Here is a 24,044-nt window from a genome sequence, read left to right as displayed (position 1 = left end):
ATCACTATGGTCGAAACCGGCAACCCCTATCGTGATAATGTCTCTCGCCTGATCACCTGGGGGCATTGGTTCTCCTTCTTCAACATCATTCTGGCCATGCTGATCGCCACCCGTTATCTGGGGGCGATCAGCTGGCCGTCGACCACGCTCGGCGTGACCTATCTCATCATCAGCTGGATCGGTCACTTCTCGTTTCTGAGCTTTGTCACCTACCTGTTGACGATCTTCCCCCTGAGCTTCGTGCTGCCCAGGGAGAAACCATTGCGCTTCATCTCCGCCATCATCGCCACCCTGGCGCTGGTGCTGCTGCTTATCGACACCCAGGTGTTCCAGCTGTTCAAGTTCCACCTCAACGGTCAGGTGTGGCAGCTTCTGCTGGATCAGGCCCAGACCGAGGAGGGCTCGATCTGGAGCATCATCTTCGTGGCGGTGCCCACCATCTTCCTGGTGCAGCTGCTGCTGTCGGCCTATGTCTGGCGCAAGATCAACAAGCGCAAGCGCCGCCAGTACGGCAATCAGGTGGGGCTGGCCCTGCTGGTCTGTTTCATCCTGACCCACGTGGTCAACAGCTGGGCCGATGCCACCCTGTATCAGCCCATCACCATGCAGCGCGCCAACTTCCCGCTCTCCTACCCGATGACCGCCAAGAGCTTCCTCGCCAAGCACGGCTGGCTGGATCTGGATCAGTACGAGAAGAAGGCCGAGTCCCAGGATGGCGACAGTGCGAGCCGGCTGCGTTACCCGCTGCGCCCGCTCAGCGTCAACGCCCCGCTGACCCACAAGAACCTGCTGATCGTAGTGGTTGACTCCCTGCGGGCCGACATGCTCAACAACATCAACATGCCCAATCTGCAGCGCTATGCGGATCAACACCTCAACTTTGCCAACCACATGAGTGGCGGCAACGATGACGCCATGGGGATGTTCAGCCTGTTCTACGGCCTGCCTGGCCACTACTACGACGACATTCGCAACGACAAGACCCCGCCGGTGCTGTTCGACGAGATGCTGCGCCAGGACTACCAGTTTGGCCTGTTCGGCGCGCTGGAAGATGCCCAGCAGTATCGCCAGAGCATCCTCTCCGGCCTGCGCAAGCAGGTGTTTGTCTCCGAGCAGACCGACGATACCCAGCTTGTCGGCGACTGGCAGCAGTGGCTCGCCAAGCGCTCCCCTGACCGCCCCTGGTTCTCGCTGGTCTATCTGTCGAGTCCGGGCGACTACCAGCTGCCGGCCGGCATCAAGGGCCCCTTCCAGCCGGAGCTCACCAAGTTCAACCCGGCCACCGCCTATCAGGCCGAAAACCTGCAAAAGCTGGAGAACCGCTACAAGAACTCGGTTTTCTACACCGATCAGCTGCTGGAGCAGATGCTGACCCAGTTGCAGCAGCAGGGCATTGGCGAGCAGACCATCGTCGTGGTCACCGCCAACCACGGCCAGGAGTTCAACGATACCCAGAGCAACAGCTGGGGCTATGGCACCAACTACTCGCCCTATCAGGTGCAGGTGCCCTTCGTGCTGGCCTGGCCGGGCAACGAGACCCTGCCGACGAGCCCGGTGAGCAGCCACCTGGATCTGGTGCCGACCCTGATGCAGGGGATGCTTGGGGTGCGCAACCAGCCACGGGACTACAGCATAGGTCGCAACCTGTTCGACACCAGCCCGCGTAACTGGCTGCTGGCGGGGGATCAGCGTGACTTTGCCATCTATCAGGGCAACACCATCACCCACTTCAACAAGCAGGGTGACTTCGAGCTGCTGGAGCGCAACAGCTACCGTCCCATCAAGCACGGCACCCCGGACATGGGGGTTATGATCCAGGTGATGAACGAGCTGAACCGCTTCTACCGCGCCCCCTGAGGCCCGTCTTTTATCCCTTGAAAACCCGCTCCTCGAGCGGGTTTTTTATTGCCGACAAGGTCTGTGCAGGGGCTGCCAACACGTTGGCCGAGCCGCTTTCGTCCGCCCCCGCCTCATCACCAACCCTACCTGCCAGATCAGCTCCCGACGCAAACGTTGGCCCTGTCCATTACTAACTTTTTTATCAAAAACCCAGTCCGATCAGGATCATAAAAACAAAATGATAATGATTATCAATCGTTGATCTGATTGGACCTCTCTGCAATAATCCGCGGCCTTCAGGCTTAAATAATAATTATTCTCAAAATGAAAACACTACTTCACTACTGGCCCATGCTGCTGTCCGGTACTGCGCTGGCCGCCGGCGATCCCGCAGGGATAGACACCTCCGGCACCACCCTGCCCAAGGCGCGCGAGACCATAATCGTCAAGGGTCAGCGGGTCGAGCAGAAACTGTCCGACATCTCGGGCTCCATCACCGTCATCACCGAAGAGGATCTGGAGCGCCAGATAGCCACCGAGCTCACCGACGTGTTCAAGAACGAACCCGGCGTCTCGGTGACCGGCTCGGCGGGCCGGCCGCAAAACATCAGCATCCGCGGCATCGGTGGCAACCGGGTGCTGATCGTCAAGGATGGGGTCCGGGTCAGCGACGGCTTCGGTGCCGACGATCTCAACGACAAGGTGGGCCGCTTCAGCTTCGATCTCGATGACGTCAAGCAGATCGAGGTGGCCAAGGGGGCTGGTTCCGCCCTGCACGGCTCGGACGCCATCGGCGGCACCGTGGTCATCACCACCAAGCAGCCGGAAGATTACCTGCAGGGGCAGGATGCCTACCTCAGCAGCAAGGTGCTGCACGACGGCAGCAGCGACAAACAGAAACTGAGCGCCACCGGCGCCGCCCGCTGGGGCGAGAGCGCCCACCTGCTGCGCCTCTCCGGCTGGCAGGGGCACGAGACTGCCAACTACGACCAGAGCCGCATCCCGGCGGATCTCGATGGCCTCAGCGCCTCCACCAGCTCCAGCCTGACCCTCAATGAACGGCATCTGCTGCGCCTCGAGTTCGACTACTTCGAGGACAACGCCAAGCGGGATCAGGGGCCGCGCGAAATTCCCCAGCCCGACGGCAAGTGGCAGGTGCGCCAGTATCGTGAAAACGGCAGCCAGCGCTCCCAGGGCGGCAAGCTGAGCTGGGAGGCGCAGGATCTGGGCCACCCGCTGGCCGACCGCTTTACCTGGAACCTGCACGGCAACTATGCCAAGAACACAGCCAACAAGCGCAGCCTGCTGCAAAATGACGAGCTGAGCGGCTACCCCCGCTATCGCAGCGAGCGGGAGCTGGCCACCTTCACCGAGCACCTGCTCGGCAGCGAGCTGGATATCCGCCGCGATCTGGTCACCGGCCCCATCGAGCACAAGCTGAGCTACGGCATCGAGCTGGCGCGCACCCGGCACGAGCGACCGGTGGAGAAGCTGATGCTGGAAGCCGGCATTCCCCAACCCACCCAGTCCGCCCCCTTCAGCAGCGCCCGCACCGATCGGGCCGGCATCTGGCTGGGAGACGTGGCGACCCTGGGCCAGTGGCAGTTCACCCCGACCCTGCGCATGGATCAGCAGTGGCTGAGCCCGCAGGATGGTCGGGGCGAGAGCAACCACAGCTGGCACCTCTCGCCGAGTCTGGCCACCAGCTACCGCTTCAACGAGCAGTGGCGCAGCTGGCTGAGCTACGCCAACGGATTCAGCGCCCCCTCCTACGACAAGGTGTACGGCAACATCCCCCACTACTTTGCCCTGCCGCCGTTCGAGATCATCGCCAACCCGGATCTCAAGGAGGAGACCAGCCACAGCTTCGAGTGGGGGGTGAGTGGCGAAGGGGACGAGTGGAGCATCAAGCCCGCCCTCTTCTACAACCGCTACTACAACTTCGTCGACTGGCGTCAGGTGGGCTTCCGCCTGCGAGACGGGGTCATGTTGCGTCAATATCGCAACGTCGCCAAGTCCGAGACCTGGGGCGCCGAAGTCGCCGCCAACTACTGGCTGACCCCGCAATGGGAGCTGGCCACCAAGCTGGGCTGGGTCGACGGCAAGACCAGCCAGGGCGAATCGCCGCGCAACCTCACTCCGCTCGAGGGCAACACCCGCCTCAGCTATCAGGCCAACGACTGGAGCCTGGGGCTGCAGGCCGACTACGCCGCCGCCATGAGCCGGGTGCCCAGCTGTGGCAACAGCCTGACCCAGCAGCAGGGCGAGTGCCTGAAAACCGCAGGCTGGCTCAGCTTCGCCCTGACCGCCGACTGGCAGATCACCGACGCTCTCAAGGCCAACCTCAAGCTCGACAACCTGCTCGACACCCGCTACACCCGCTATCAGGACGTCGCCGGGCTGGAAGCAGGCACGGATGCGGGCCTCTACACCCAGACGGGCCGCTCCCTGAGCGCCAGCCTGCGCTACACCTTCGTGGGGCTCTGATGCACGCACTCCTGATGCTGGCCAGCCTGCTGGCCACTCCGGCGCCCACCCAGCCTGCCGCCCTTGCAGCTGCCGGCGCCCCGAGCCAGGCCGTCGCCGCGTCGGCGCCGCTTATTCCTCACCGCCCGCTACCGATGCCGGGGGAGCGGGCCCGGCTCGATCCCTACGGCGGCTGGCGCGATGACAGCCGCCAGGATCCCGCCCTGCTGGCCCTGCTGGGCGAGCAGAACCGCTGGACCGAGCAGCAGCTCGCCGCTCAGCGGCCACTGGAGCAGGCTCTGCAGGCCGAGTGGCAGGCGCAAGCGCGCGGCGAGCCCATGCCGCAAGAGTGGTTGAGCGAGGCGGGCAGCCAGTGGCGGATGGAAGCCGACGGCAGCCTGTGGCAGCGCAGCGGCGAGCAGGCTGAACCCAGTCAACGACTGGCGGCCCGCCAACCGGCCAGCGGCTACTACGAGCTCGCCGGCTGGGCCCTGCACCCGAACGGGCGCTGGCTGGCCCTGGCCGAAGATCTGCAGGGCGATCGGGACTACCGCATCACCCTTCTCGATCTGGCCGACGGCAAGCCCCTGGCCACCCTGACCCACCGGGCCGCCGATCTGCTCTGGAGCCTGGATGGCAAGACCCTCTACACCATCGCCAACGAACCTCGCACCCTGCGCCCCTGGCAGCTGTGGGCTTGGCGCGATGGCAAGGAGCAGCAAATCCACCAGGAGGCGGACCCTGCCTGGCTGCTCAGCCTCTATCGCACCACGGATCGGCGCCACCTGCTGCTGCAGAGCAACAACCACGACAGCGCCGAGCAGTATCTGCTGGACGAGGGCAGACCTGCTCTGCTCAAGGCCCGTCAGGCCGGCCTCGAGTACTACCTGGATACCCAGGGGGAGCGGGTGCTGCTCAAGAGCAACCGGGACGGTGCCCTCGGCCTCTATCAGGTGGCCGACCTGAGCCAGGTGGCCAAGGGAGAGTGGCAGCCGCTCTGGTCCGGCGAGCAGAGGAGCCTCGAGAAGTGGCGCCTGTTTGCCGACTACACGGTGCTGCAGTATCGCCACAAAGGGGATGACTGGCTCGACGTGCTGGATGGCCGCGGCCGGCTCAGCCATCGCCTGCTGTTGACCGAGGGGGCCGGCACGGCCTGGATCCAGGGCGCTCACGACCCCGCCAGCGGGCAGATCCTGATCCGCCGTCAGGGCATGGCCGAGCCGCCGCACCAACGCCAGCTCGATCTCGCCAGCGGCCGCTGGCTGCCGGACGCCCGGGCCGCCCTCCCCTCCCCCTACCAGAGCGAGCGCCGCTGGGTGGTGGGCAAGGATGGCGTCAAGGTGCCGGTCTCCCTGGTGTGGCGCAAGGACATCCACACCCCCAAGGCGCTGCTGCTCTACGGCTATGGCGCCTATGGTACCCCCATGCGCCCCTACTACCAGCCGCAGGTGCTGAGCCTGCTGGATCGCGGCTTCGTCTACGCCATCGCCCACGTGCGCGGCGGCGGCATGCTGGGGGATGAGTGGTATCTGGCCGGACGCGGTCGCCACAAGCAGCACAGCGTGGACGACTTCCTGACCGTGGCCGATGCGCTGGCCCGGGATCCCGCCATCGACCCCGCCCGGCTGTTCGCCATGGGCGGCAGCGCCGGCGGCCTGCTGGTAGCGGCGGCCCTCAACCAGGCGCCGACCCGCTTCGCCGGGGCCGTGTTGCAGGTGCCCTTCGTCGATCTCATCGGCACCATGAGCGATCCCGAACTGCCGCTCACCCGCCAGGAGTACGCCGAATGGGGCAATCCGGCCATTGCCACCGATTACGCCGCCATGCGTCGCCTGAGCCCTTACGACAACCTGCACGCGGCCCCCTACCCCCCCGTCTATGTGACGGCCGGGCTGCACGACAGTCAGGTGCCCTACTGGGAGCCGCTCAAGTGGGTGGCCCGCCTGCGGGAACACAGCATGGGAGCGGGCCCCTATCTGCTCAGCACGGCCCTCGACGGCGGCCACCGCACCAGCCCGGGCAACGCGCGCCAGCAGGCGGCCCGCGAGTACGCCTTCCTGCTCACCCTGGCGGGCGCCCGCCGGTGATCCCTTTTCTCATTTTTGTGTTGGAGTAAACCATGAAACCCTCTTCCCTGGCCCTCTGGCTGGCGGCAACCCTGCTCTCCCAGCCACTGCTGGCGGCCGAGCTGCAGTTTGTCGATGAACAACCGCTGACCACGACGCCGCAGCAGTGGCTCGAACAGCGTCTCGGCGTGACGCTCGCCCCCGACTACGACAGGGCCAGCCTGCTCGGCCATCACTACAGCTTCCGCCAGCTGGTCAACGGCCTGCCGGTGGCCACCATCCAGGCCGCCGTCAGCGTCGACAAGGCCGGCAAGCCCTGGCGCATCTATCACAACAGCCGGCCGCTGAATAGCCGCGAACCCGGCTGCGATGCCGCCGGCAATCTGGATCCCCTGCTGGATCAACTGCGCGATGGCGGCAGCGAGATCGACCCCCTTGGTCCGGTCGAGGCCTGGTACTGGCGCGACGGCGACACCCTGGTGCCGGCCCTGCGCCAGCGAGTACGCGAGCATCAGGCGGGCAACGCCAAGGCCAGCCAGGTGCAGCTCTTCGCCAGCTGCGACGGCAGCCGCGAGCTCGGCCGCTGGATGGATGCGGCCACCACCCGGGCCAGCCGCACCGCCGACGCCGGCGACACCCAGCTGGAGGCTCGGGTATTCGATCCGGATCCCCGTACCCAGCTGCGCGACGCCGGTCTGGTGTGGCACGAATCCCTGCAACTGGCAGACGCCGCCTATCAGGACAAGGTACCGCTGCCGGTCACCCTGGCGGGCGGACGCTATCTGCTGAGCGGCCCCCACGCCCGGGTGGTGGATGCCATGGAGCCGGATACCGCCCCCTTCAGCGCCGACAGCCCGCAGGGGTTTCGCCTGACCCGCGATGATCGCGGCTTTGCCGACATCAACGCCTACTACCACCTGGATCTGGCCCAGCGTCACCTCAAGCGCCTCGGCTTTAGCGACCTTATTCCGGGGGCACTCGACATCGACACCGAGGCCGGCTATCAGGACAACTCCCTCTACGATCCGTTCGAACGCCGGCTGGAGCTGGGTCGCAGCGGCGTGCCCGATGCCGAGGATCCCATGGTGATCTGGCACGAGTTCGGCCACGCGGTGCAGCATCACATAGTGCCGGATCTGGGGGACGAGGCGGACTGGGGCGCCATCGGCGAGGGTTTCAGCGACTACCTGGCGGCCAGCCACCGCCAACGCAGCGAAGCCGGCCGCCAGTTTGAACCCGCCATGGTGTTCAACTGGGATGCCCGCTTCACCGACCGCACCCCGCGTCAGCTGGACGATCTGCGTGCCCGCTACCACCCGGATTACAACTACCCGGCCCACCGCACCATCAACGGCAGCAATGGCGACCAGCTGTGGGGCACCCCGCTGTTCCAGGCGCTGCTGGCCGCGGTTGCCGAGCAGGGCGAAGGAGCGCGGGACGAGTTTGACCGCCTGATCATCGAGTCCCACTTCGGTCTTGGCCCGGCCATCCGCATGCCGCAGCTGGCCCGCATCACTGTGGATACAGCCGCCCGGCTCTACCCGGCGCGCCCCTATGCCAAGCTGCTGGAGCAGGCGTTCCGCCAGCACGGCCTGCTACAGGCACCGGTCAATGTCGGCCTGGCAGAGGGTAGCGTCATCGAGCTGGGGCAGCGCCAGTCGGTGCAGCTGACCCTCACCAACCAGGGCAAGGCGCCGGTGACCCTGAACGAGCTGGCCCTCCAGCTGCCAAGCGGGCTGCAGGCCGATCCTTACAGCTGGCAACCGGCGACCCTCGCGGCGGGTGCCAGCATGACCACCACCCTGCGCCTGCTGGCCCAGAGCCCGCTCGCCTGTGGCGACGAGGTGGCGCTGCCGGTCAGCCTCGCCATGAGCGGCACCAGTCCGACCGAACGCCAGTGGCAACAGTCGCTGACCCTGCCCATCGGCGCCCCCATCGTCAGCCGCGCCAGTGGTCAGCCGCTCACCTTGAGCGATGCCATCAGCGACGAGGTGCGTGGCCTCAGCGAAACCAGCCTGCTGATAGAGAGCAGCGAGGCCAGGGTGAGCGATCGGCTGCAGCTGAACCTGGATCTGCAACACCCGGCGCTCGATGAGCTGGAAATCTGGCTCAACTCCCCCTCCGGCACCCGCATCCAGATCTGGGACAAGGGCTACAGCCCGCTGCCGCGCCTCAAGGGGGTCTTCCCCACCGAGCTGCTGCCCCTGCAGCCCTTCAGCGCACTGGAAGGCGAGCCGCTGGCCGGTCGCTGGACGCTGGAGATAGTGGACAGCAAGCCCGGCAATCGGGGCCGCATCAACGGCTGGAGCATCAGCCAGCGCACCGGCGCCCAGTGCAGCAAGCCGGTCACTCCACCCGATGACGGCATCATCCACTTCCAGGTGGACGACGGCAGCGGCGGCGGGGCAGCCAACCTGCTCTGGTTGCTACCGCTGGCACTCTGGCGCCGCCTGCGCCAGCGCACCTGAATCCACCCCATCCATATATAAGAAGAGGGGGCCAAGGCCCCCTCCCCAAGGACTAGAGATGACACCACATTACTCCCGCCTGGCCTGCCTGCTGGCCCCCCTGCTCACCGCCTGTGGCGGTGGCGGCTCGGACGAGGCGCCGCTGGCGGTCCCCGACTACAGCCTGACCGTGACCCTGCCCGAAGCCGGCACCCTGTGCGTCAACCTCAACCAGAATGCATCTTGTGATGAGGGGGAGCCCAGTGTCAGCGGCGCGGCCGGTACTCACCGGCTGAGCGGCAGCGCCCCGGCCCTGTTGACCAGCACCTTGCTGTTCTTGCCAAGCAACCCGGCCGCCCCCGTGCTGCTGCATCCCGCCGCCCGGCTCGATGATCAGCACCTGACCCCCAGCCCGCTCAGCACCCTGCTGCAATACCGCATCGCCGAGGGGCAGCCCCCCAGGCAAGCCCTCGGCGAGCTGCTCAGTGCGCTGGCGCCGCTGCAACCGGGTCAGGATCTGGCCGCCCTCTCCCGGCTGAGCGACTTCAACCTGGCGCTGGGCCAGCTGCTGCAGTCGGTCGTCGAGACCGATCTGAAGGCCCAGGAGGGCTTCTCCACCGCCACCCTGCATATGCTGGTGTGGCCTGCCATCGGCAGCCTGCTGCCCGAGCTGGCTGGCCACTTTGCCCTGCACGGCGAGCTGGCCAGCCAGCAGGAGCGCGTCAGTGCCCGGCTGCTGCAACAGCACTCCCATCCACTGATCACCGGCAGTGGCGTCACCACCTACACGGACGGGGTCGACTACCTGCTCACCCAGGAACCCGCCGACCACCCGGGGCAGGAGGCCAGCCTCAACAAGGCGCCGCTGCGCTATCGCAAGCTCGACGGCAAGGGGCAGCCGTTGGCCGATGACGCCCCCGTCTGGGAGTGTGTGGAAGATCTCAACACCGGTCTGGTCTGGGAGAAGAAGCTCGATGATCCCGCCAGCCCGCGGGATCTGCACCGCACCTTCGCCTGGGAGCTTGACGACTATCACCCCACCCAGCAGGAGCTGGACTACGCCTGCCCGGATGGCGAGGCCATCTGCACCACGGAGCAGTACCGCCAGTGGCTCAACGCCCAGCAGCTGTGCGGCATCACCAGCTGGCGCATGCCCCACTCGCGCGAGCTGATGAGCCTGCAGCACTACGGCTCCCTCTCCCGCCAGGACGACCAGCCGGTGAGCATGGACGTGCGCTACTTCCCCGATGTCGGCACCACCAGCAAGGATTTCAGCGGCTACTACTGGAGCCAGACCCTGACCCCTTCGCGCCGGCTGGAGAGTGCTCCCATCAGCGCCATTGCTCACATCTTCCTTGGCGATGACGCCGGCACCGACTACGCCACCACAGTTCAAAACAGCGATGATGCCAACGGTCTGCAACTGCGACTGGTGGCGGAGGTAACCCGATGAACCGCTTGATGTTGACCCTGCTGCTGACCCTTGGCAGCCCCCTCGCCCTGGCCACCGCCATCTGTGATGACAACATGCCCAGAACCAGCCCCACAGCCCGCTTCATCGATCGCGGCAACGGCACCGTCACGGATCGATCCACCGGCCTGACCTGGATGCGCTGCCAGCTCGGCCAGACCTGGCGCAACCAGAGCTGCAGCGGCGAACCGACCCGGCTTTACTGGCAGCAGGCCCTGCTGACAGCCGAGCGGATCCGCACCGAGCCGAGCCATGCCCTCTATAACTTCGGCGGCCACGGCGGCTGGCGCCTGCCCACCATCAAGGAGCTGGCCAGCGTGCTTGAGTCCGCCTGCTACAAGCCGGCGCTCAACGAAACCATCTTCCCCCGCGCCATGGCCGGTGACGGTAAAGAGGTGAACGACGGTTACGTCTACCTCTGGTCCTCCACCCCGGTGCCGGCCAGCAAGGGGGTCGCCTATCTGGATATCACCAGCGGCGCCGTCGGCATGCGAGCCCCCGGCGCCTGGGCCAAGCAGGTACTGCTGGTGCGCTGATGGAGTCGGGTGGCCAGGGGATCCCGATGAACACAGGATCCCGGCTGGCCACCCGCGTTTGCAGCCCGGCCTGTCGTTTGGCGGATCTGCACCCTGTCAGAAAATAGCCAGAAGACGTCATTGTGTGCCGGATCTGCATCATTTTACGCAGTTTTTACGTAGCAGATCGCTGGCATGAAACGGGCAGAGCGGTTAGTCTAGCGGCGTTGAACCAACCCCATGAGGTACAGATGAAAACCGTATTGCGTTTTAGCCTGCTGGGCGCCTTGTTGCTGGGCGGCCATGCCTTCGCCGCCGAACCGAAAAAATTTGATATCAGCATGTTCCCGGCTGCCGAAGTGAACCAGGAACGTGTGGTGATCCGCCTGCCGGAAGTCGAGAACGAAGCCGACATGATGGTCGAGCTGCAGGTCGGCAAGAAAATGATGGTCGATTGCAATGTGCCGCGCTTTGCCGGCAACCTGGAACAGCACAGCGTCAAAGGCTGGGGCTACAACTACCTGATGCTCGGCAAGGTGTCCGATCCCATCAGCACCCTGATGGCCTGCCCGGATGGCCAGAAGAAAGAGACCTTCGTCCAGATCTACGGTCAGGGCTTCTTCGTGAACTACAACTCCAAGCTGCCGTTCGTGCTCTACGTACCGCAGGAGTATGAAGTGCGCTACCGTCTGTGGCGTGCCGATACCCTGGCTCAGCCAGCCATGATCGAGTGAGTCTCTACCGAGACCAGACCTCCCGCTTTGGTTCATGAACGACATCAAATAGAGCGCCGAATGGCGCTTTATTTGTAACAAATTGTGCTGTTTCCCACCCCGCCAACCTTTACAGAACCTGACATAACTCCGCTTTTTTTCTCACTTTTTTGCCCTTTTCAGCCGACCCGGGCCCATGGATCCGCGGCAAATCACTTTCGATGAAAGAGATTTATCAATATAGTGAAAAAATTGATTTTGCACTCTGCGACGGCCTGATGATACTTGCCCGCAAAGGTCAAACTAACCAGAAAAAGAGCACTATGAGCTTCGAATCAGACAAGCGTTTCAACGACTTCAAACATTTTCCCCGTGGCCTGCGTCGCAGTGGCGAATTCACTGTGGCCGAAGCGGACAGTCTGGAAAAATACGGTACCGCCATGCTCGCGCTCTATCAGGGCAACCTGGCCGCACGCGATGACGTGGAAAGCGCCTTCATCGAGCAGGTCAAGTCCGGCGCCGCCGGCAACAACCCCCACGCCAAGGTGTGGTTCAAGTATCTGAAGGTGATCGGTCCCAAGCGCGTGCACCGTCTCTGCACCGTCGCTGGCGGTGCCAACGAGGAAGCGAGTGGCGGCGGTTTTGAAGGTGGCAGCGGTAGCGACGAGTCCATCGATTAATGGATACCGAACTGCTTCGGACCTTTATCGAGGTCAGCAAGACCCGGCACTTCGGCCGGGCTGCTGAAAATCTCTACCTGACCCAGTCGGCGGTGAGCTTTCGGATCCGCCAGCTCGAACAGCAACTCGGGGTCAGTCTGTTTGCCCGCCATCGCAACAACATCCGCCTGACCGCCTCCGGTGAGCGTCTGCTGCCCTACGCAGACGCCATCTTGCATACCCTGGGCCGCGCCAAGCAGGATGTGGCCCTCTCCCCCGGTTTCAGCCAGCAGCTCGCCATCGGCGCCCCCGCGGTGTTCTGGGAGCTCGACTTCAATGACTGGCTCAACCATGTCTATGCCCTGGCCCCGGGTCTTGCGGTGCGGCTCGAGACCGCCTCCCGCGAGCACCTGTGCCGCCAGTTGCTGGAGCGCTCCCTTGACCTCGCCCTGCTCTCCGAGCCGACCAAGATCGACGAGATTGCCCTGCACCCCATCGGTGAGCTGGTGTTCGAGCTGGTGAGCCGGGATGGCGCGGCCAACGCCGACAGCCTGATGCAGATGCCGCACATTCATCTGGATTGGGGCACCAGCTTTGAGCCGCAGCCCAGCCGGCTGCAGAGCCTGCAAAAGACCCCGGTGCTGCACTCGAGCTCTGCCAACATGGCGCTGCAGTTCGTGCTGGCCAACGGTGGTGCGGCCTACCTGCCAAGGCGCATGGTAAGCCCTTTCCTCGAGCAGGGGCGCCTGCACCTGGTGGAAGGCGCCCAGGCCTTGAGCCGTCCGCTCTACCTCGCCTATCTGGAAAAGTCCGATCGCCGGGAGCTGATCGATCAGCTGCTGACCCTGCCGCTGGGCTGGGATGGCGCCGATCTGCGCTTGCCACAGCCGGAATAGAGGCAGCGCAACGCGCGCTGGTATGCAAAAGCAAAAGGGGCCTGTCGGCCCCTTTTGCTTTTGGTCATCGTCAGCCATGATGGCGACGATCGTTGGCCTGGGCCAGCAGGGTGCGACTCTCGCGCAGGAACTCGTCCGCCCGCTCGCCAAAGAAGCCCGAAACCTGGCTGAAGGCCTCGATGAAGCCCTCCCTGTCTCCCCGCTCCAGCAGCCCCAGCGCCTCGCCGAAGTTCTGGTAGTAGCGGCGGATCATCGCCAGATTCTGCGGCGACGACAGTATGATGTCGGCGTAGAGATGAGGATCCTGGGCGAACAGCCGTCCCACCATGGCCAGCTCCAGCCGGTAGATGGGGGAGCTTAAGGCAAGCAGGCGGTCGAGGTTGGCCTGCTCGCGGGAGAGGTGCCAGCCGTATGCAAAGGTGGCAAAGTGGCGCAGCGCCTGGATAAAGGTCATCGCCTCGTCGTGGGCCCTGGCCTCCACCTGCTGCAAACGCGCCCCCCAGATGGTCATCTGCTCCAGCAGCCACTGACTGGCAGCGGGCTCGCGCCCCTGACAGCAGACGATCACCTGCTTGGCGAGGCTCGCCACGTCCGGCCCGAACATGGGATGCAGCCCCAGCACCGGCCCCTTGTGCACCGCCAGCATATGCTCGAGCGGCGCCGCCTTCACGCTGGTCACATCCACCAGCAGACAGTTCTCAGGCAGGTTGCCGAGCCGGTCGATCACCTGGCAGGTGACGTCGATGGGCACCGCCACCATCACCAGTCCGGCGCCCTGCAGGATCTCGTCGGCGCGCGGCCAGTCGGCCTGACCCAGGGTCTCGACCCGGTAGCCCGAGAGGCTGAACAGGTTGCCGAACAGGCGACCGAGCTGACCCTGACCACCTATGATCACCACCTTGCCAAGGTCCGGCTTCATGCACTTGAAGTGGTGCTCCTTGTCGCTGGCGGACTCCAGAATATAGGATTCGCGCATCACCCGACGCAGCACGTCCTCGATAAGATCCCCCGGCACCCCCAGTGCCTCGGCCTCGGCGCGGCGGCGAGCCAGCATGCTCGCCTCCCGATCCGGTGCATAGATGGGCAGGCCATGCCGGCTCTTCACTTCCCCCACTTCCCCCACCAGGGCGAGACGGGCGGCCAGCAGATCAATCAGCTGCTTGTCCACCGCATCGATTTTGTCCCTGAGGGCATTCAACTCTTCAGCCATATCCGGTCCCTGCGGCGCCGCCCGCAGCGACGCCCTGTGATTCAAGAGGCAACGAGGTGCCACCGCCTCGGCCGGTGACACCTCGATTGTTCAATCAGTGCTGACAAGATACCACGGCTTATGCCTTGGTTCTGGCCAAAAGTGGCGCCGCCAGCTGGCTGTGGCAACGGGCCAGCAGATCGGCCGTGGTCTCCCAGTCGATGCAGGCATCGGTGATGGAGACGCCGTAGCGCATCTCGCACTTGGGCTGCTCGCTGGACTGGTTGCCCTCGAACAGGTTGGATTCGAGCATCACCCCTATGATGGAGCGGTTGCCCTCCTCAATCTGATGGATCACGTTGTCAGCCACCTTGGGCTGCAGGCGGTGATCCTTGCTGGAGTTGCCGTGGCTGCAATCCACCACCAGGCCGGGCAGCAGGCCCGCTTTTTCCAGCGCCTCTTCCGCCAGCGACACATTGACCGAATCGTAGTTCGGGTGCTTGCCGCCGCGCAGGATCACGTGACCATCCGGGTTGCCCTGGGTCTGCAGCAGCGCGACCTGGCCCTGCTGGTTGATCCCCATGAAGGCGTGGGGGCTGGAGGCGGCCTGCAGCGCATTGATGGCGGTGCCCAGGTTGCCGTCGGTGCCGTTCTTGAAGCCGACCGGCATGGAGAGGCCGGACGCCATCTCCCTGTGGGTCTGGGATTCGGTGGTGCGGGCACCGATGGCCGACCAGGAGAAGAGCTCCGCCAGGTATTGCGGGCTGATGGGGTCGAGCGCCTCGGTGGCCAGCGGCAGCTCCAGTTCGGCCAGCCAGCAGAGCAGCTCGCGGGCCCGGTGCAGCCCCAGCTCCACGTCGAAGGTGCCATCCAGGTTCGGGTCGTTGATGAAGCCCTTCCAGCCGACCGTGGTGCGTGGCTTCTCAAAGTAGACCCGCATGACAATGTAGAGAGTGTCCTGATAGGCGTCATGCAGCGCTTTGAGTCTGGTTGCGTACTCTTTGGCGGCGTCCATGTCGTGGATGGAGCAGGGACCACAGATCACCAGCAAGCGGTGATCACGACGGTGGATGATGTCGGCGATGGTATTGCGGGCCCCTTGCACGAATGCCAGCGCGCGATCGGAGATGGGCAGTTTCTCCTTGAGCTGGGCAGGCGTGATCATCACTTGTTCGGACTGGATATGGATGTTGTTCAGGGGATCTCTTTGCATTTTCTCATTCTCTCTACTGTTTCAAGCCAACTGCGCCAACCGTTCAGTTTTATTTACACAAGTCAGCACTTTGTTACGCAACCGCCCCCACCTTACCAATTAAAAACAAACAATCAAGTGAAACTAGCGGACTTATTCGCTGACAGATGGATAAATGACCACAAAAAAGACCCTTTCGGCCAGAAAGTAGTGCTCGCCATATACTCAAAACACCAAAATCGTAAACATATAATTACACCCTTACTGGTTTCCCTTGCCAGCAGACATAAAAAAGCGGGGCACCTGGCCCCGCTTGCATTCCCGTGTTGCTCTTCTTTTATTATTTGCCGTGCGCCTTGATCACCTCGACCGCCTTGTCGGGGAAGTCGCTGAACACGCCATCCACATCGGCCTGATAGAGGAAGATGTTCAGCAGATCGGTGAAGTCTTTCGCGTAGGCCGGGATCTGGCCCTCATCCTGACGGAAAGTATAGGGATGCACCTTGAGGCCGGCCGCATGGGCCTCTTTCACCATGCCGGTGAAGGTCGGCTTGCCCAGGGTACCCGGCTCCGGCACTATCATCGGCTTCCAGGGGCCGATCCCTTCGGCGTAAGCGGCGATCTCCTTCATGGCGCCCGGCTTGAACATCCAGTCATAGTTGTAGGGGGTCGCCTTGCCCTTGGCATCGTAGACCATGGTCTCGTTCCAGTCGGTCTCGGCCATCAGCTGCACCAGCTTCAAGTCCATCCCCATGGCGGGCATCAGCTCGCTGTTGATGCGCTTGAGCTCGTTGGTATCGAAACACTGCAGATAGACCTTGTCGTTCTTGCTGGTGTAGCCGTACTCCTTCAGCACCTTGAGCACCGCCTTGGAGATGTCCTTGCCTTCGTGGCGGAACAGCCAGGGAGCTTTTATCTCCGGGTAGATGCCGATGTTCTTGCCGGTGCTCTTGTTGAGCCCCTGGATCATCTCGATCTCTTCCTGGAAGGTGTGGATCTTGAAGCTGGACTTCCAGAGCGGGAAGCGGGCCGGATAGACGGGCACCTGCTTGCCGTCCACCAGCTGGAACGGCTCGGTCATGCGCAGGGAGCGCACCTCGTCCAGGGTGAAATCCACCACATAGTAGCGACCATCCGGGCGGGCCCGGCCGGGGAAGCGCTCGGCCACGTCCGTGATGCCATCGAGGAAGTGATCGTGCATCACCACCAGCTGGTCATCCTTGGTCATCACCAGATCCTGCTCCAGGTAATCGGCCCCCATGCCGTAGGCCAATGCCTTGGACTCCAGGGTGTGCTCGGGCAGGTAACCAGAGGCGCCCCGGTGGGCGATCACGATTTTGCCTTCCTCGGCGGCCAGCGCGGGCAATGCCAGGGCAGCCCCCAGACCAAGGGCAATCAGGGAGCGAGTATGTTTTTTCATGCGCGGTGCTCTTTGTTATTGTTTATGGGATGTAGGTTATTGTTATAACAGAGGTTTATTGCAGTTTTACGGCGGGCGGCCGAGGCCGCCCGCAGGGGGTCAGCTCGCTTTTGGCAGGGCGTGGTGGTGTTCGCTCAGCCAGACAGCCAGTTGCTGCTGCTCGGCGTCGGAGAGGCGCAGCCCCAGCTTGCTGCGGCGCCACAGGATGTCTTCCAGGGTGCAGGCCCACTCCCGCTCGATAAGGTAGCGCACCTCGGCTTCGTACAGACCGGCACCAAAGTGCTGACCACGGGGCTCCTTGAGCCAGAGGCGGGCATGGGCGCCATAGGCCTCGGCAATGCGCAGGGCGCTGCGATCATCGAGCCAGTCGAACTCCAGCGCAAAGGCGCGCGCCAGTTCGCGCACCGAGCAGTCGAACTCGCCACCGGGCAACCGGCTGCTGGCGGTCCAGTCATCCCCCATCTGGCTGAACCAGGGTTTGAGCTTGTTGCAGGCAGCCTGGGCCAGCTTGCGGTAGGTGGTGAGCTTGCCGCCGAACACCGACAACAGCGGCGCGCCATCGGATTCGCCACTGAGCTCCAGCGTGTAGTCGCGGGTCACCGCCTGCGGCGAGTCGGACTCGTCATCGCACAGGGGGCGCACCCCGGCGTAGGTCCAGATCACGTCTTTGGGGGCGATCTGGCGGGTGAAGTGGGCGTTGACCACCTTGCACAGGTAGTTGATCTCGGCGTCGCTGATCTTGGCTTCGCGTGGGCTGCCCTTGTGCTCCACGTCGGTGGTGCCAATCAGCGAGTAGTCCTGCTGATAAGGGATGACGAAGACGATGCGGTTGTCCTCGTTTTGCAGGATATAAGCCTCTTCGCGCTCATGGATGCGCGGCACTATCATGTGGCTGCCCTTGATGAGGCGAATGCCGCGTGGGGATTTCTCGTGCAGGCTCTCGTCATAGAAGGTCTTGACCCAGGGGCCGGCCGCATTGACCAGGCCGCGGCAGGTGACGTTGAACTGCTCGCCCCCCTCCCGCTCCAGAGTCAGGGTCCAGTGTTTGGAGCCGCGCACCGCCTTGACGCAGCGGGTGCGGGTCTGCACGTCGGCGCCCTTGTCGCGCGCCATCATGGCGTTGAGCACCACCAGCCGGGCGTCGTCGACCCAGGCGTCCGAGTACTCGAACCCCTTGCTGATGCCGGCGGTGAGGCCATCCTGCGGCAGGAAGCGCACGCCGCAGCTGCCCTTGAGCTTGTCGCGCTTGGCCAGGTTGTCATAGAGGAACAGGCCGGCGCGGATCATCCAGGCCGGACGCAGGTGCGGGCGATGGGGCAGGCGAAAACGCATGGGGCGAGCGATGTGAGGGGCCATGCCGAGCAGCACTTCCCGCTCCGCCAGCGCCTCTTTCACCAGCCGGAATTCGTAGTGTTCGAGATAGCGCAGGCCGCCGTGGATCAGCTTGCTGGAGTTGGAAGAGGTGGCAGAGGCGAGATCGCGCGCCTCGAACAGGGCAACCTTCAGACCCCGCCCTGCCGCATCAGCCGCAATGCCTACCCCGTTGATGCCGCCGCCGACGACGACCAGATCATAATGTTCGCTCATGTTCACCTACTTTCTTATTTTGATCTTGCGAAACCGTCGCAATGTTTGATTTCGCTCATATTAGAGCATGAAAAAATGATAAACGAACATTTTATGGAGAAAATGTGATCGCGATTGTTTTGGCAATGCTAAAAATGCTGCCGGTCGGTGATAAAGCGGCAGGGCATGGGGAAAACGGGGGCAAGGCTGTGAGCGAGTTCGCGCTTTTTGGGTAATCAGCGCGGCATCGGCAGTGGGATGAAGGCGAGCAGAAAGGCGGAAAGCTGAAAACGAAGCGGCCGCCCGATGGCGGCCTGATGCTGGAGCGGATTAACGGTGACTCAGCAGATGTGACACTCGATCTGATGCTGGGACATCAGCCGCATCAGCTTCTCCGGCGGCTCCTGATCGGTGAACAGGGCGTGGATCTGGCTGAGGTTGCCGAGGTTGACCATGGCGTTGCGGCCGAACTTGGTGTGGTCGGCGGCCAGGAACACCTGGCGGGAGTGAGCGATGATGGCCTGGGCGATCTTCACCTCGTGGTAGTCAAAATCGAGCAGTGAGCCGTCGTTGTCGATGCCAGAGATGCCGATAACGCCGTAGTCCATCCGAAACTGACCGATGAAGTCGCGGGTCGCCTCCCCCACGATGCCGCCGTCCCGGTTGCGAATTTCGCCGCCGGCGATGATGACGGTGAAGTCATCCTTGGCGGTGAGGATGCTGGCCACGTTGAGGTTGTTGGTGACCACGCGCAACTCGCGGTGATCGAGCAGGGCGCGGGCGATGGCTTCGGTGGTGGTGCCGATGTCGATGAACAGCGACGAGCCGTCGGGGATGTTGGCGGCCACTTCCCGGGCGATGCGCTCTTTCTCCTTGAGCTGCATCACCTTGCGGGCGCTGTAGGCGGTGTTGACGGTACTCGAATGCAGGGAGGCCCCGCCATGGTGGCGCCGGATCTTGTTCTGCTCGGCAAGATCGTTGAGATCCCGGCGAATGGTCTGGGGGCTGACGTCAAAATGGGTCACCAGATCCTCGGTCGAGACAAAGCCCTGCCGCGTCAGGACGTCCAGGATCTCCAGATGTCGTTGGGTTTGCTTCACGCTTGAACTCCGATGATGAGACGAAAAAAGGCCCCGGCAGATGCGGGGCCTTGGGCAGTTTACCTGATCCCTTTTCCAATCGATAAGGGCAGGATCACGTTTTATGCCTTATGAACAGCAGCCTTGGCGGCAATCGACTCGTTCTCGTGCTTGAGGGTCATCGCCAGCAGCACGATGGAGAGCAAGCAGGAGGCAGTCAGCACCATGAAGCCGCCGTCCCAGCCGAAGTGGTCAACGGTGTAGCCCAGCATGGCGTTGGCCGCAACCGCGCCACCCAGGTAACCGAACAGACCGGTGAAGCCCGCCGCGGTACCGGCCGCCTTCTTCGGCGCCAGCTCCAGGGCATAGAGGCCGATCAGCATGACGGGGCCGTAGATGAGGAAGCCGATGGCGACCAGCGCCATCATGTCGATGGTCGGGTTGCCGGCCGGGTTGAACCAGTAAACCAGCACGGAAATGGTCACCAGCACCATGAACAGGATACCGGCCGGAGCGCGGCGGCCCTGGAACATCTTGTCGGAGATCCAGCCGCACAGCAGGGTGCCCGGAATACCGGCCCACTCATAGAGGAAGTACGCCCAGGAGGACTTGTCGACGCTGAAGTCCTTGGCCTCTTTCAGGTAGGTCGGCGCCCAGTCCAGCACACCGTAGCGAATGAGGTAGACGAAGGCGTTGGCGATCGCGATGTACCACAGCAGCTTGTTGTGCAGCACGTACTTCATGAAGATTTCCTTGGCGGAAAACTCCTGCTCGTGGCTCTCGTTGTAATCCTTCGGATAGTCGTTCTTGAACTCTTCGATGGGCGGCAGGCCCACCGATTGCGGGGTGTCACGCATCACGAAGAAGGCGATCACCGCGATGGCGGCAGCCGCAGCGGCCGGCACGTAGAAGGCACTGCGCCAGTCATTGAACCAGCCCATCCCCAGAATGAACAGCGGGCCTATCATGCCGCCACCCACGTTGTGGGCCACGTTCCAGATCGAGACGATTTCGCCCCGCTCTTTTTGCGACCACCAGTGCACCATGGTGCGACCGCAGGGCGGCCAGCCCATGCCCTGTGCCCAGCCGTTCAGGAACAGCAGCACGAACATGATGGCGATGCTGGAGGTGGCCCAGTGCATGGTCCCCATCATGAACATGATACCGGCCGACAGCAGCAGACCGGCGGAGAGGAAGTAACGGGCGTTGGAGCGGTCTGACACGTTCCCCATCAGGAACTTGGAGAGGCCGTAGGCGATGGAGACGCCGGACAGGGCCAGGCCCAGATCACCGCGGGAGAAGCCCTGCTCGATGAGATAAGGCATCGCCAGACTGAAGTTTTTCCGTACCAGGTAGTAACCGGCATAACCGAAGAAGATCCCGAAGAACACCTGCCAACGCATGCGTTTGTAGAAGGGGTCGACCTTGTCGGTCGGGAGCCTGTCTATGTGTGGTGCAGGCCTGAAGAGACTAAGCATGTTCTGCTTCCTTATTGTTGTTGTGGGCGGTTGAGGGTGCCCTGTCCATGCTGACCAATCAGAGGAGTCCCGATTCGAAAGCGAGCCTATTGTGCTCACATGTGAACATTTAATCTGTGATGTAGTCGGAAATATTGCAGTTTTATTACAAAAGAAAGTGTCAGATGAGTAATCACTCATCAGTCGCAATCCCTTGTGTAGCAAGGCTTTTGGATACCCACTAAGTGGTATAACCACGGTATCAACTTGCTTTCCGTCACATTTTCTTAGCAATGAGTGGGATCTTGTCCACATTTCCTGCGGGGAGGGAGTGGTGAATGGTCGATTTCGGTTTATTTTCTCTCTCGTCCGAGAACGAGCGTAAACGAGCATAACGTTTGCGCCAGCTCAAAAAACAAGAAGAAACGTTTTCGGGCGCAACAATGGGAATGAAAAACAACAAAACGGAACATCAAACCTACTCTGGGTGGATATAAGGAATAACGGTATGAGCATACAAAGACCCAATACCCTGCTTGGCGAGTGCATCGCCGAGTTTATCGGAACCGGCCTGCTGATCTTCTTCGGCGTCGGTTGCGTGGCCGCACTGGTGCTGGCCGGTGCCAACTTCGGGCAATGGGAAATCTCCATTACCTGGGGTCTGGGCGTCGCCATCGCCATCTATGTGACCGGCGGCATCTCAGGTGCCCACCTCAACCCTGCGGTCACCCTGGCGCTGATGACCTTCTGCGGGTTCGACAAGCGCAAGGTAGTGCCCTACATCATCGCCCAGGTGGCTGGCGCCTTCTGCTTCGCGGCGCTGGTCTACTTCCTCTATGGTAACCTTTTCAGCCAGTGGGAAGTGACCCACAACGTGGTACGCGGCAGCGTCGAGAGCCTCGGCACCGCCGGCATCTTCTCTACCTACCCGAATGCCCTGCTCTCCAACATGCAGGCCTTCACCGTCGAGCTGGTGATCACCGCCGTGCTGATGCTGGGCATCATGGCACTGGGTGACAACAACAACGGCGCCCCCAAAGGCTTCGCCGCCGCCCTGCTGATCGGTATCCTGATCGCGGTGATCGGCGCCTCCCTTGGCCCGTTAACCGGTTTTGCCATGAACCCGGCTCGTGACTTCGGCCCCAAACTGTTCGCCTTCCTGGCCGGCTGGGGTGACGTGGCCCTGACCGGTGGTCGTGACAACCCCTACTTCTGGGTCCCCATCCTTGGCCCCATCGTCGGCGCCCAGATTGGTACCGCCCTCTATGTGAAAGTGTTGGCTCCCTGTGTGCCGGGCAACCGTGTTGCCGCCACCGAGCAAGCTGCCCAAACCGCCAAAGAAGAGGCCGCCGCCTAAGAGCGGCCCTCCCCAACGTGTAAAAACGTGGAAAATAAAAACGTGGAGAACATCATGTCTGCTGAAAAGAAATATGTCGTCGCTCTGGACCAGGGTACTACCTCTTCCCGTGCCATCGTGTTTGACCAGGACGCCAACATCGTCGGTACCTCCCAGCGCGAATTCACCCAGCACTACCCGAAAGCGGGCTGGGTGGAGCACGACCCGATGGAGATCTGGGCGACCCAGTCCTCCGTCTTCACCGAAGTGCTGGCCAAGACTGGCCTGCGCAGCGAAGAGATCGCCGCCATCGGCATCACCAACCAGCGTGAAACCACCGTCGTCTGGGAAAAGGCCACCGGCAAACCCATCTACAACGCCATCGTCTGGCAGTGCCGCCGTACCGCGGCCATCTGTGAAGAGCTCAAAGCCCGCGGCCTCGAAGAGTACGTGCGCGAAAACACCGGTCTGGTGCTGGACGCCTACTTCTCCGGCACCAAGGTGAAGTGGATCCTCGACAACGTCGAAGGTGCCCGCGAGAAGGCGATGAACGGCGAGCTGCTGTTCGGCACCATCGACACCTGGCTGGTGTGGAAGATGACCAACGGTGAAGTACACGTCACCGACCCGACCAACGCCTCCCGTACCATGCTCTACAACATCCGCGACCTGAAGTGGGATCAACGCATGCTGGACGAGCTGGGCATCCCTGCCTCCATGCTGCCGGAAGTGAAGCCCTCCTCCGAGGTGTATGGCTACACCACCCGTGGCGGCGGCTCCCGCATCCCCATCGCCGGTATCGCCGGTGACCAGCAGTCTGCCCTGTTCGGCCAGCTCTGCTTCGAGAAAGGGATGGCCAAGAACACCTATGGCACCGGCTGCTTCATGCTGATGAACACCGGTACCGAGCCGGTTCGCTCCAGCAACGGCCTGCTGACCACGGTCGCCATCGGCCCGAAAGGGGAAGTGAACTACGCGCTGGAAGGTGCGGTGTTTATGGGCGGCGCCACCATCCAGTGGCTGCGTGACGAGCTCAAGATCATTCACGATGCTCGCGACACCGACTACTTTGCCTCCAAGGTGGGCGACACCAACGGCGTCTACCTGGTACCGGCCTTCGTCGGTCTGGGTGCCCCCTACTGGGATCCGTATGCTCGCGGCACCATGGTCGGCCTGACCCGCGGCGCCAACCGCAACCACATCATCCGTGCCGCGCTGGAATCCATCGCCTATCAGAGCCGCGATGTGCTGGATGCGATGCAGCAGGACTCCGGCATCAAGCTGGCCGCCCTCAAGGTGGACGGTGGCGCGGTTGCCAACGACTTCCTGATGCAGTTCCAGGCCGACATGATGCACACCCCTGTGGTGCGTCCGACCCGGATCGAGACCACCGCCATGGGCGCTGCCTTCCTGGCTGGCCTCGCCGTCGGCTTCTGGAAGAGCTCGGAAGAGCTGGAAGACAAGTTCAGCGTGGACCGTGAGTTCATCCCGCAGATGGACCGCGACGATCGCGCCAAGCGCTACAACGGCTGGAAGAAGGCGGTGGAGCGTTCACGCCGCTGGGCCGAAGAGGAGTGATCGGGCAACCGATATCCTTGAAATAGAAACTGAAGGGGCCGACAGCAATGTCGGCCTCTTGTTTTATGGCCTGCCGCCCCCTGCCAGCCGCCTCTGCCTTGATGACGATTTCATGTCAGCCATTCTCAATTGAGTTATCTATCTATAATCATCTC

Annotated in this window: 17 protein-coding genes; 11 read left to right on the top strand and 6 right to left on the bottom strand. The window is 62.9% G+C overall.

Annotated features, from left to right (window positions below):
• The first annotated feature begins 6 nt into the window (after positions 1-6).
• The 9 genes from I6L33_RS13035 to hdfR all read left to right on the top strand — a co-directional run bounded on the left by I6L33_RS13035 (position 7) and on the right by hdfR (position 13,072).
• Positions 7-1,857 (top strand): DUF3413 domain-containing protein, encoded by a 1,851-nt coding sequence (locus tag I6L33_RS13035; protein WP_216972663.1) that lies wholly within the window; start codon positions 7-9, stop codon positions 1,855-1,857.
• A gap of 306 nt (positions 1,858-2,163) precedes the next feature.
• On the top strand, positions 2,164-4,326 hold the full coding sequence (locus tag I6L33_RS13030; protein ID WP_216972662.1) for a TonB-dependent hemoglobin/transferrin/lactoferrin family receptor: 2,163 nt from the start codon (positions 2,164-2,166) through the stop codon (positions 4,324-4,326).
• Positions 4,326-6,392, top strand: a complete 2,067-nt coding sequence (locus tag I6L33_RS13025) for a prolyl oligopeptidase family serine peptidase (RefSeq protein WP_216972661.1) — start codon at positions 4,326-4,328, stop codon at positions 6,390-6,392. Before I6L33_RS13030 ends, I6L33_RS13025 begins: the two co-directional genes overlap by 1 nt.
• Before the next feature lie 32 nt (positions 6,393-6,424).
• On the top strand, positions 6,425-8,839 hold the full coding sequence (locus I6L33_RS13020) for a proprotein convertase P-domain-containing protein (protein ID WP_216972660.1): 2,415 nt from the start codon (positions 6,425-6,427) through the stop codon (positions 8,837-8,839).
• 58 nt (positions 8,840-8,897) lie between these two features.
• A complete protein-coding gene (locus tag I6L33_RS13015) occupies positions 8,898-10,271 on the top strand; it encodes a DUF1566 domain-containing protein (RefSeq protein WP_216972659.1) in 1,374 nt (457 codons plus the stop codon).
• Entirely contained in the window at positions 10,268-10,825 is a 558-nt protein-coding gene (locus I6L33_RS13010) for a DUF1566 domain-containing protein (protein ID WP_139725636.1), read from the top strand. The genes I6L33_RS13015 and I6L33_RS13010 overlap by 4 nt, the downstream gene beginning before the upstream one ends.
• A gap of 230 nt (positions 10,826-11,055) precedes the next feature.
• Positions 11,056-11,538, top strand: a complete 483-nt coding sequence (gene eco / locus I6L33_RS13005) for a serine protease inhibitor ecotin (RefSeq protein ID WP_005299572.1) — start codon at positions 11,056-11,058, stop codon at positions 11,536-11,538.
• A gap of 302 nt (positions 11,539-11,840) precedes the next feature.
• Positions 11,841-12,197 carry a DUF413 domain-containing protein gene (locus I6L33_RS13000; protein ID WP_010634377.1) on the top strand — a complete coding sequence of 119 codons (357 nt, stop codon included), beginning with the start codon at positions 11,841-11,843 and terminating at the stop codon, positions 12,195-12,197.
• Positions 12,197-13,072 (top strand): HTH-type transcriptional regulator HdfR, encoded by an 876-nt coding sequence (gene hdfR / locus I6L33_RS12995; RefSeq protein ID WP_005299567.1) that lies wholly within the window; start codon positions 12,197-12,199, stop codon positions 13,070-13,072. The genes I6L33_RS13000 and hdfR overlap by 1 nt, the downstream gene beginning before the upstream one ends.
• 70 nt (positions 13,073-13,142) lie before the next feature.
• Here the strand turns inward: hdfR and tyrA are convergent, their stop codons facing one another.
• The 6 genes from tyrA to glpT form a co-directional block, all read right to left on the bottom strand.
• Complete coding sequence (tyrA, locus tag I6L33_RS12990) at positions 13,143-14,282, bottom strand: bifunctional chorismate mutase/prephenate dehydrogenase (protein WP_010634378.1); 1,140 nt, start codon at positions 14,280-14,282, stop codon at positions 13,143-13,145.
• Positions 14,283-14,400: 118 nt separating this feature from the next.
• Complete coding sequence (locus tag I6L33_RS12985) at positions 14,401-15,474, bottom strand: 3-deoxy-7-phosphoheptulonate synthase (RefSeq protein ID WP_010634379.1); 1,074 nt, start codon at positions 15,472-15,474, stop codon at positions 14,401-14,403.
• 319 nt (positions 15,475-15,793) lie between these two features.
• The gene (gene glpQ, locus I6L33_RS12980; RefSeq protein ID WP_095592995.1) at positions 15,794-16,873 is read right to left on the bottom strand and encodes a glycerophosphodiester phosphodiesterase; all 1,080 of its coding nucleotides are present in this window, start codon (positions 16,871-16,873) and stop codon (positions 15,794-15,796) included.
• Positions 16,874-16,972: 99 nt separating this feature from the next.
• Positions 16,973-18,460 (bottom strand): glycerol-3-phosphate dehydrogenase, encoded by a 1,488-nt coding sequence (gene glpD / locus I6L33_RS12975; protein WP_216972658.1) that lies wholly within the window; start codon positions 18,458-18,460, stop codon positions 16,973-16,975.
• Between the two features lie 320 nt (positions 18,461-18,780).
• Positions 18,781-19,539 (bottom strand): DeoR/GlpR family transcriptional regulator, encoded by a 759-nt coding sequence (locus I6L33_RS12970; RefSeq protein WP_216972657.1) that lies wholly within the window; start codon positions 19,537-19,539, stop codon positions 18,781-18,783.
• Between the two features lie 101 nt (positions 19,540-19,640).
• A complete protein-coding gene (gene glpT, locus I6L33_RS12965; RefSeq protein ID WP_216972656.1) occupies positions 19,641-20,996 on the bottom strand; it encodes a glycerol-3-phosphate transporter in 1,356 nt (451 codons plus the stop codon).
• Between the two features lie 487 nt (positions 20,997-21,483).
• Here glpT and I6L33_RS12960 point away from each other — a divergent pair, with 487 nt between their 5' ends.
• Both I6L33_RS12960 and glpK read left to right on the top strand, forming a co-directional pair.
• A complete protein-coding gene (locus I6L33_RS12960) occupies positions 21,484-22,332 on the top strand; it encodes an MIP/aquaporin family protein (protein ID WP_005299554.1) in 849 nt (282 codons plus the stop codon).
• Positions 22,333-22,386: 54 nt separating this feature from the next.
• Positions 22,387-23,889 carry a glycerol kinase GlpK gene (glpK, locus tag I6L33_RS12955; protein WP_005299552.1) on the top strand — a complete coding sequence of 501 codons (1,503 nt, stop codon included), beginning with the start codon at positions 22,387-22,389 and terminating at the stop codon, positions 23,887-23,889.
• Positions 23,890-24,044: the final 155 nt, after the last annotated feature.

Origin of the sequence: Aeromonas sp. FDAARGOS 1403 (genome assembly GCF_019047325.1) — a bacterium.
Classification (GTDB): Bacteria; Pseudomonadota; Gammaproteobacteria; order Enterobacterales; family Aeromonadaceae; genus Aeromonas; species Aeromonas dhakensis.
This window is presented reverse-complemented; position numbering and strand designations above follow the sequence as displayed.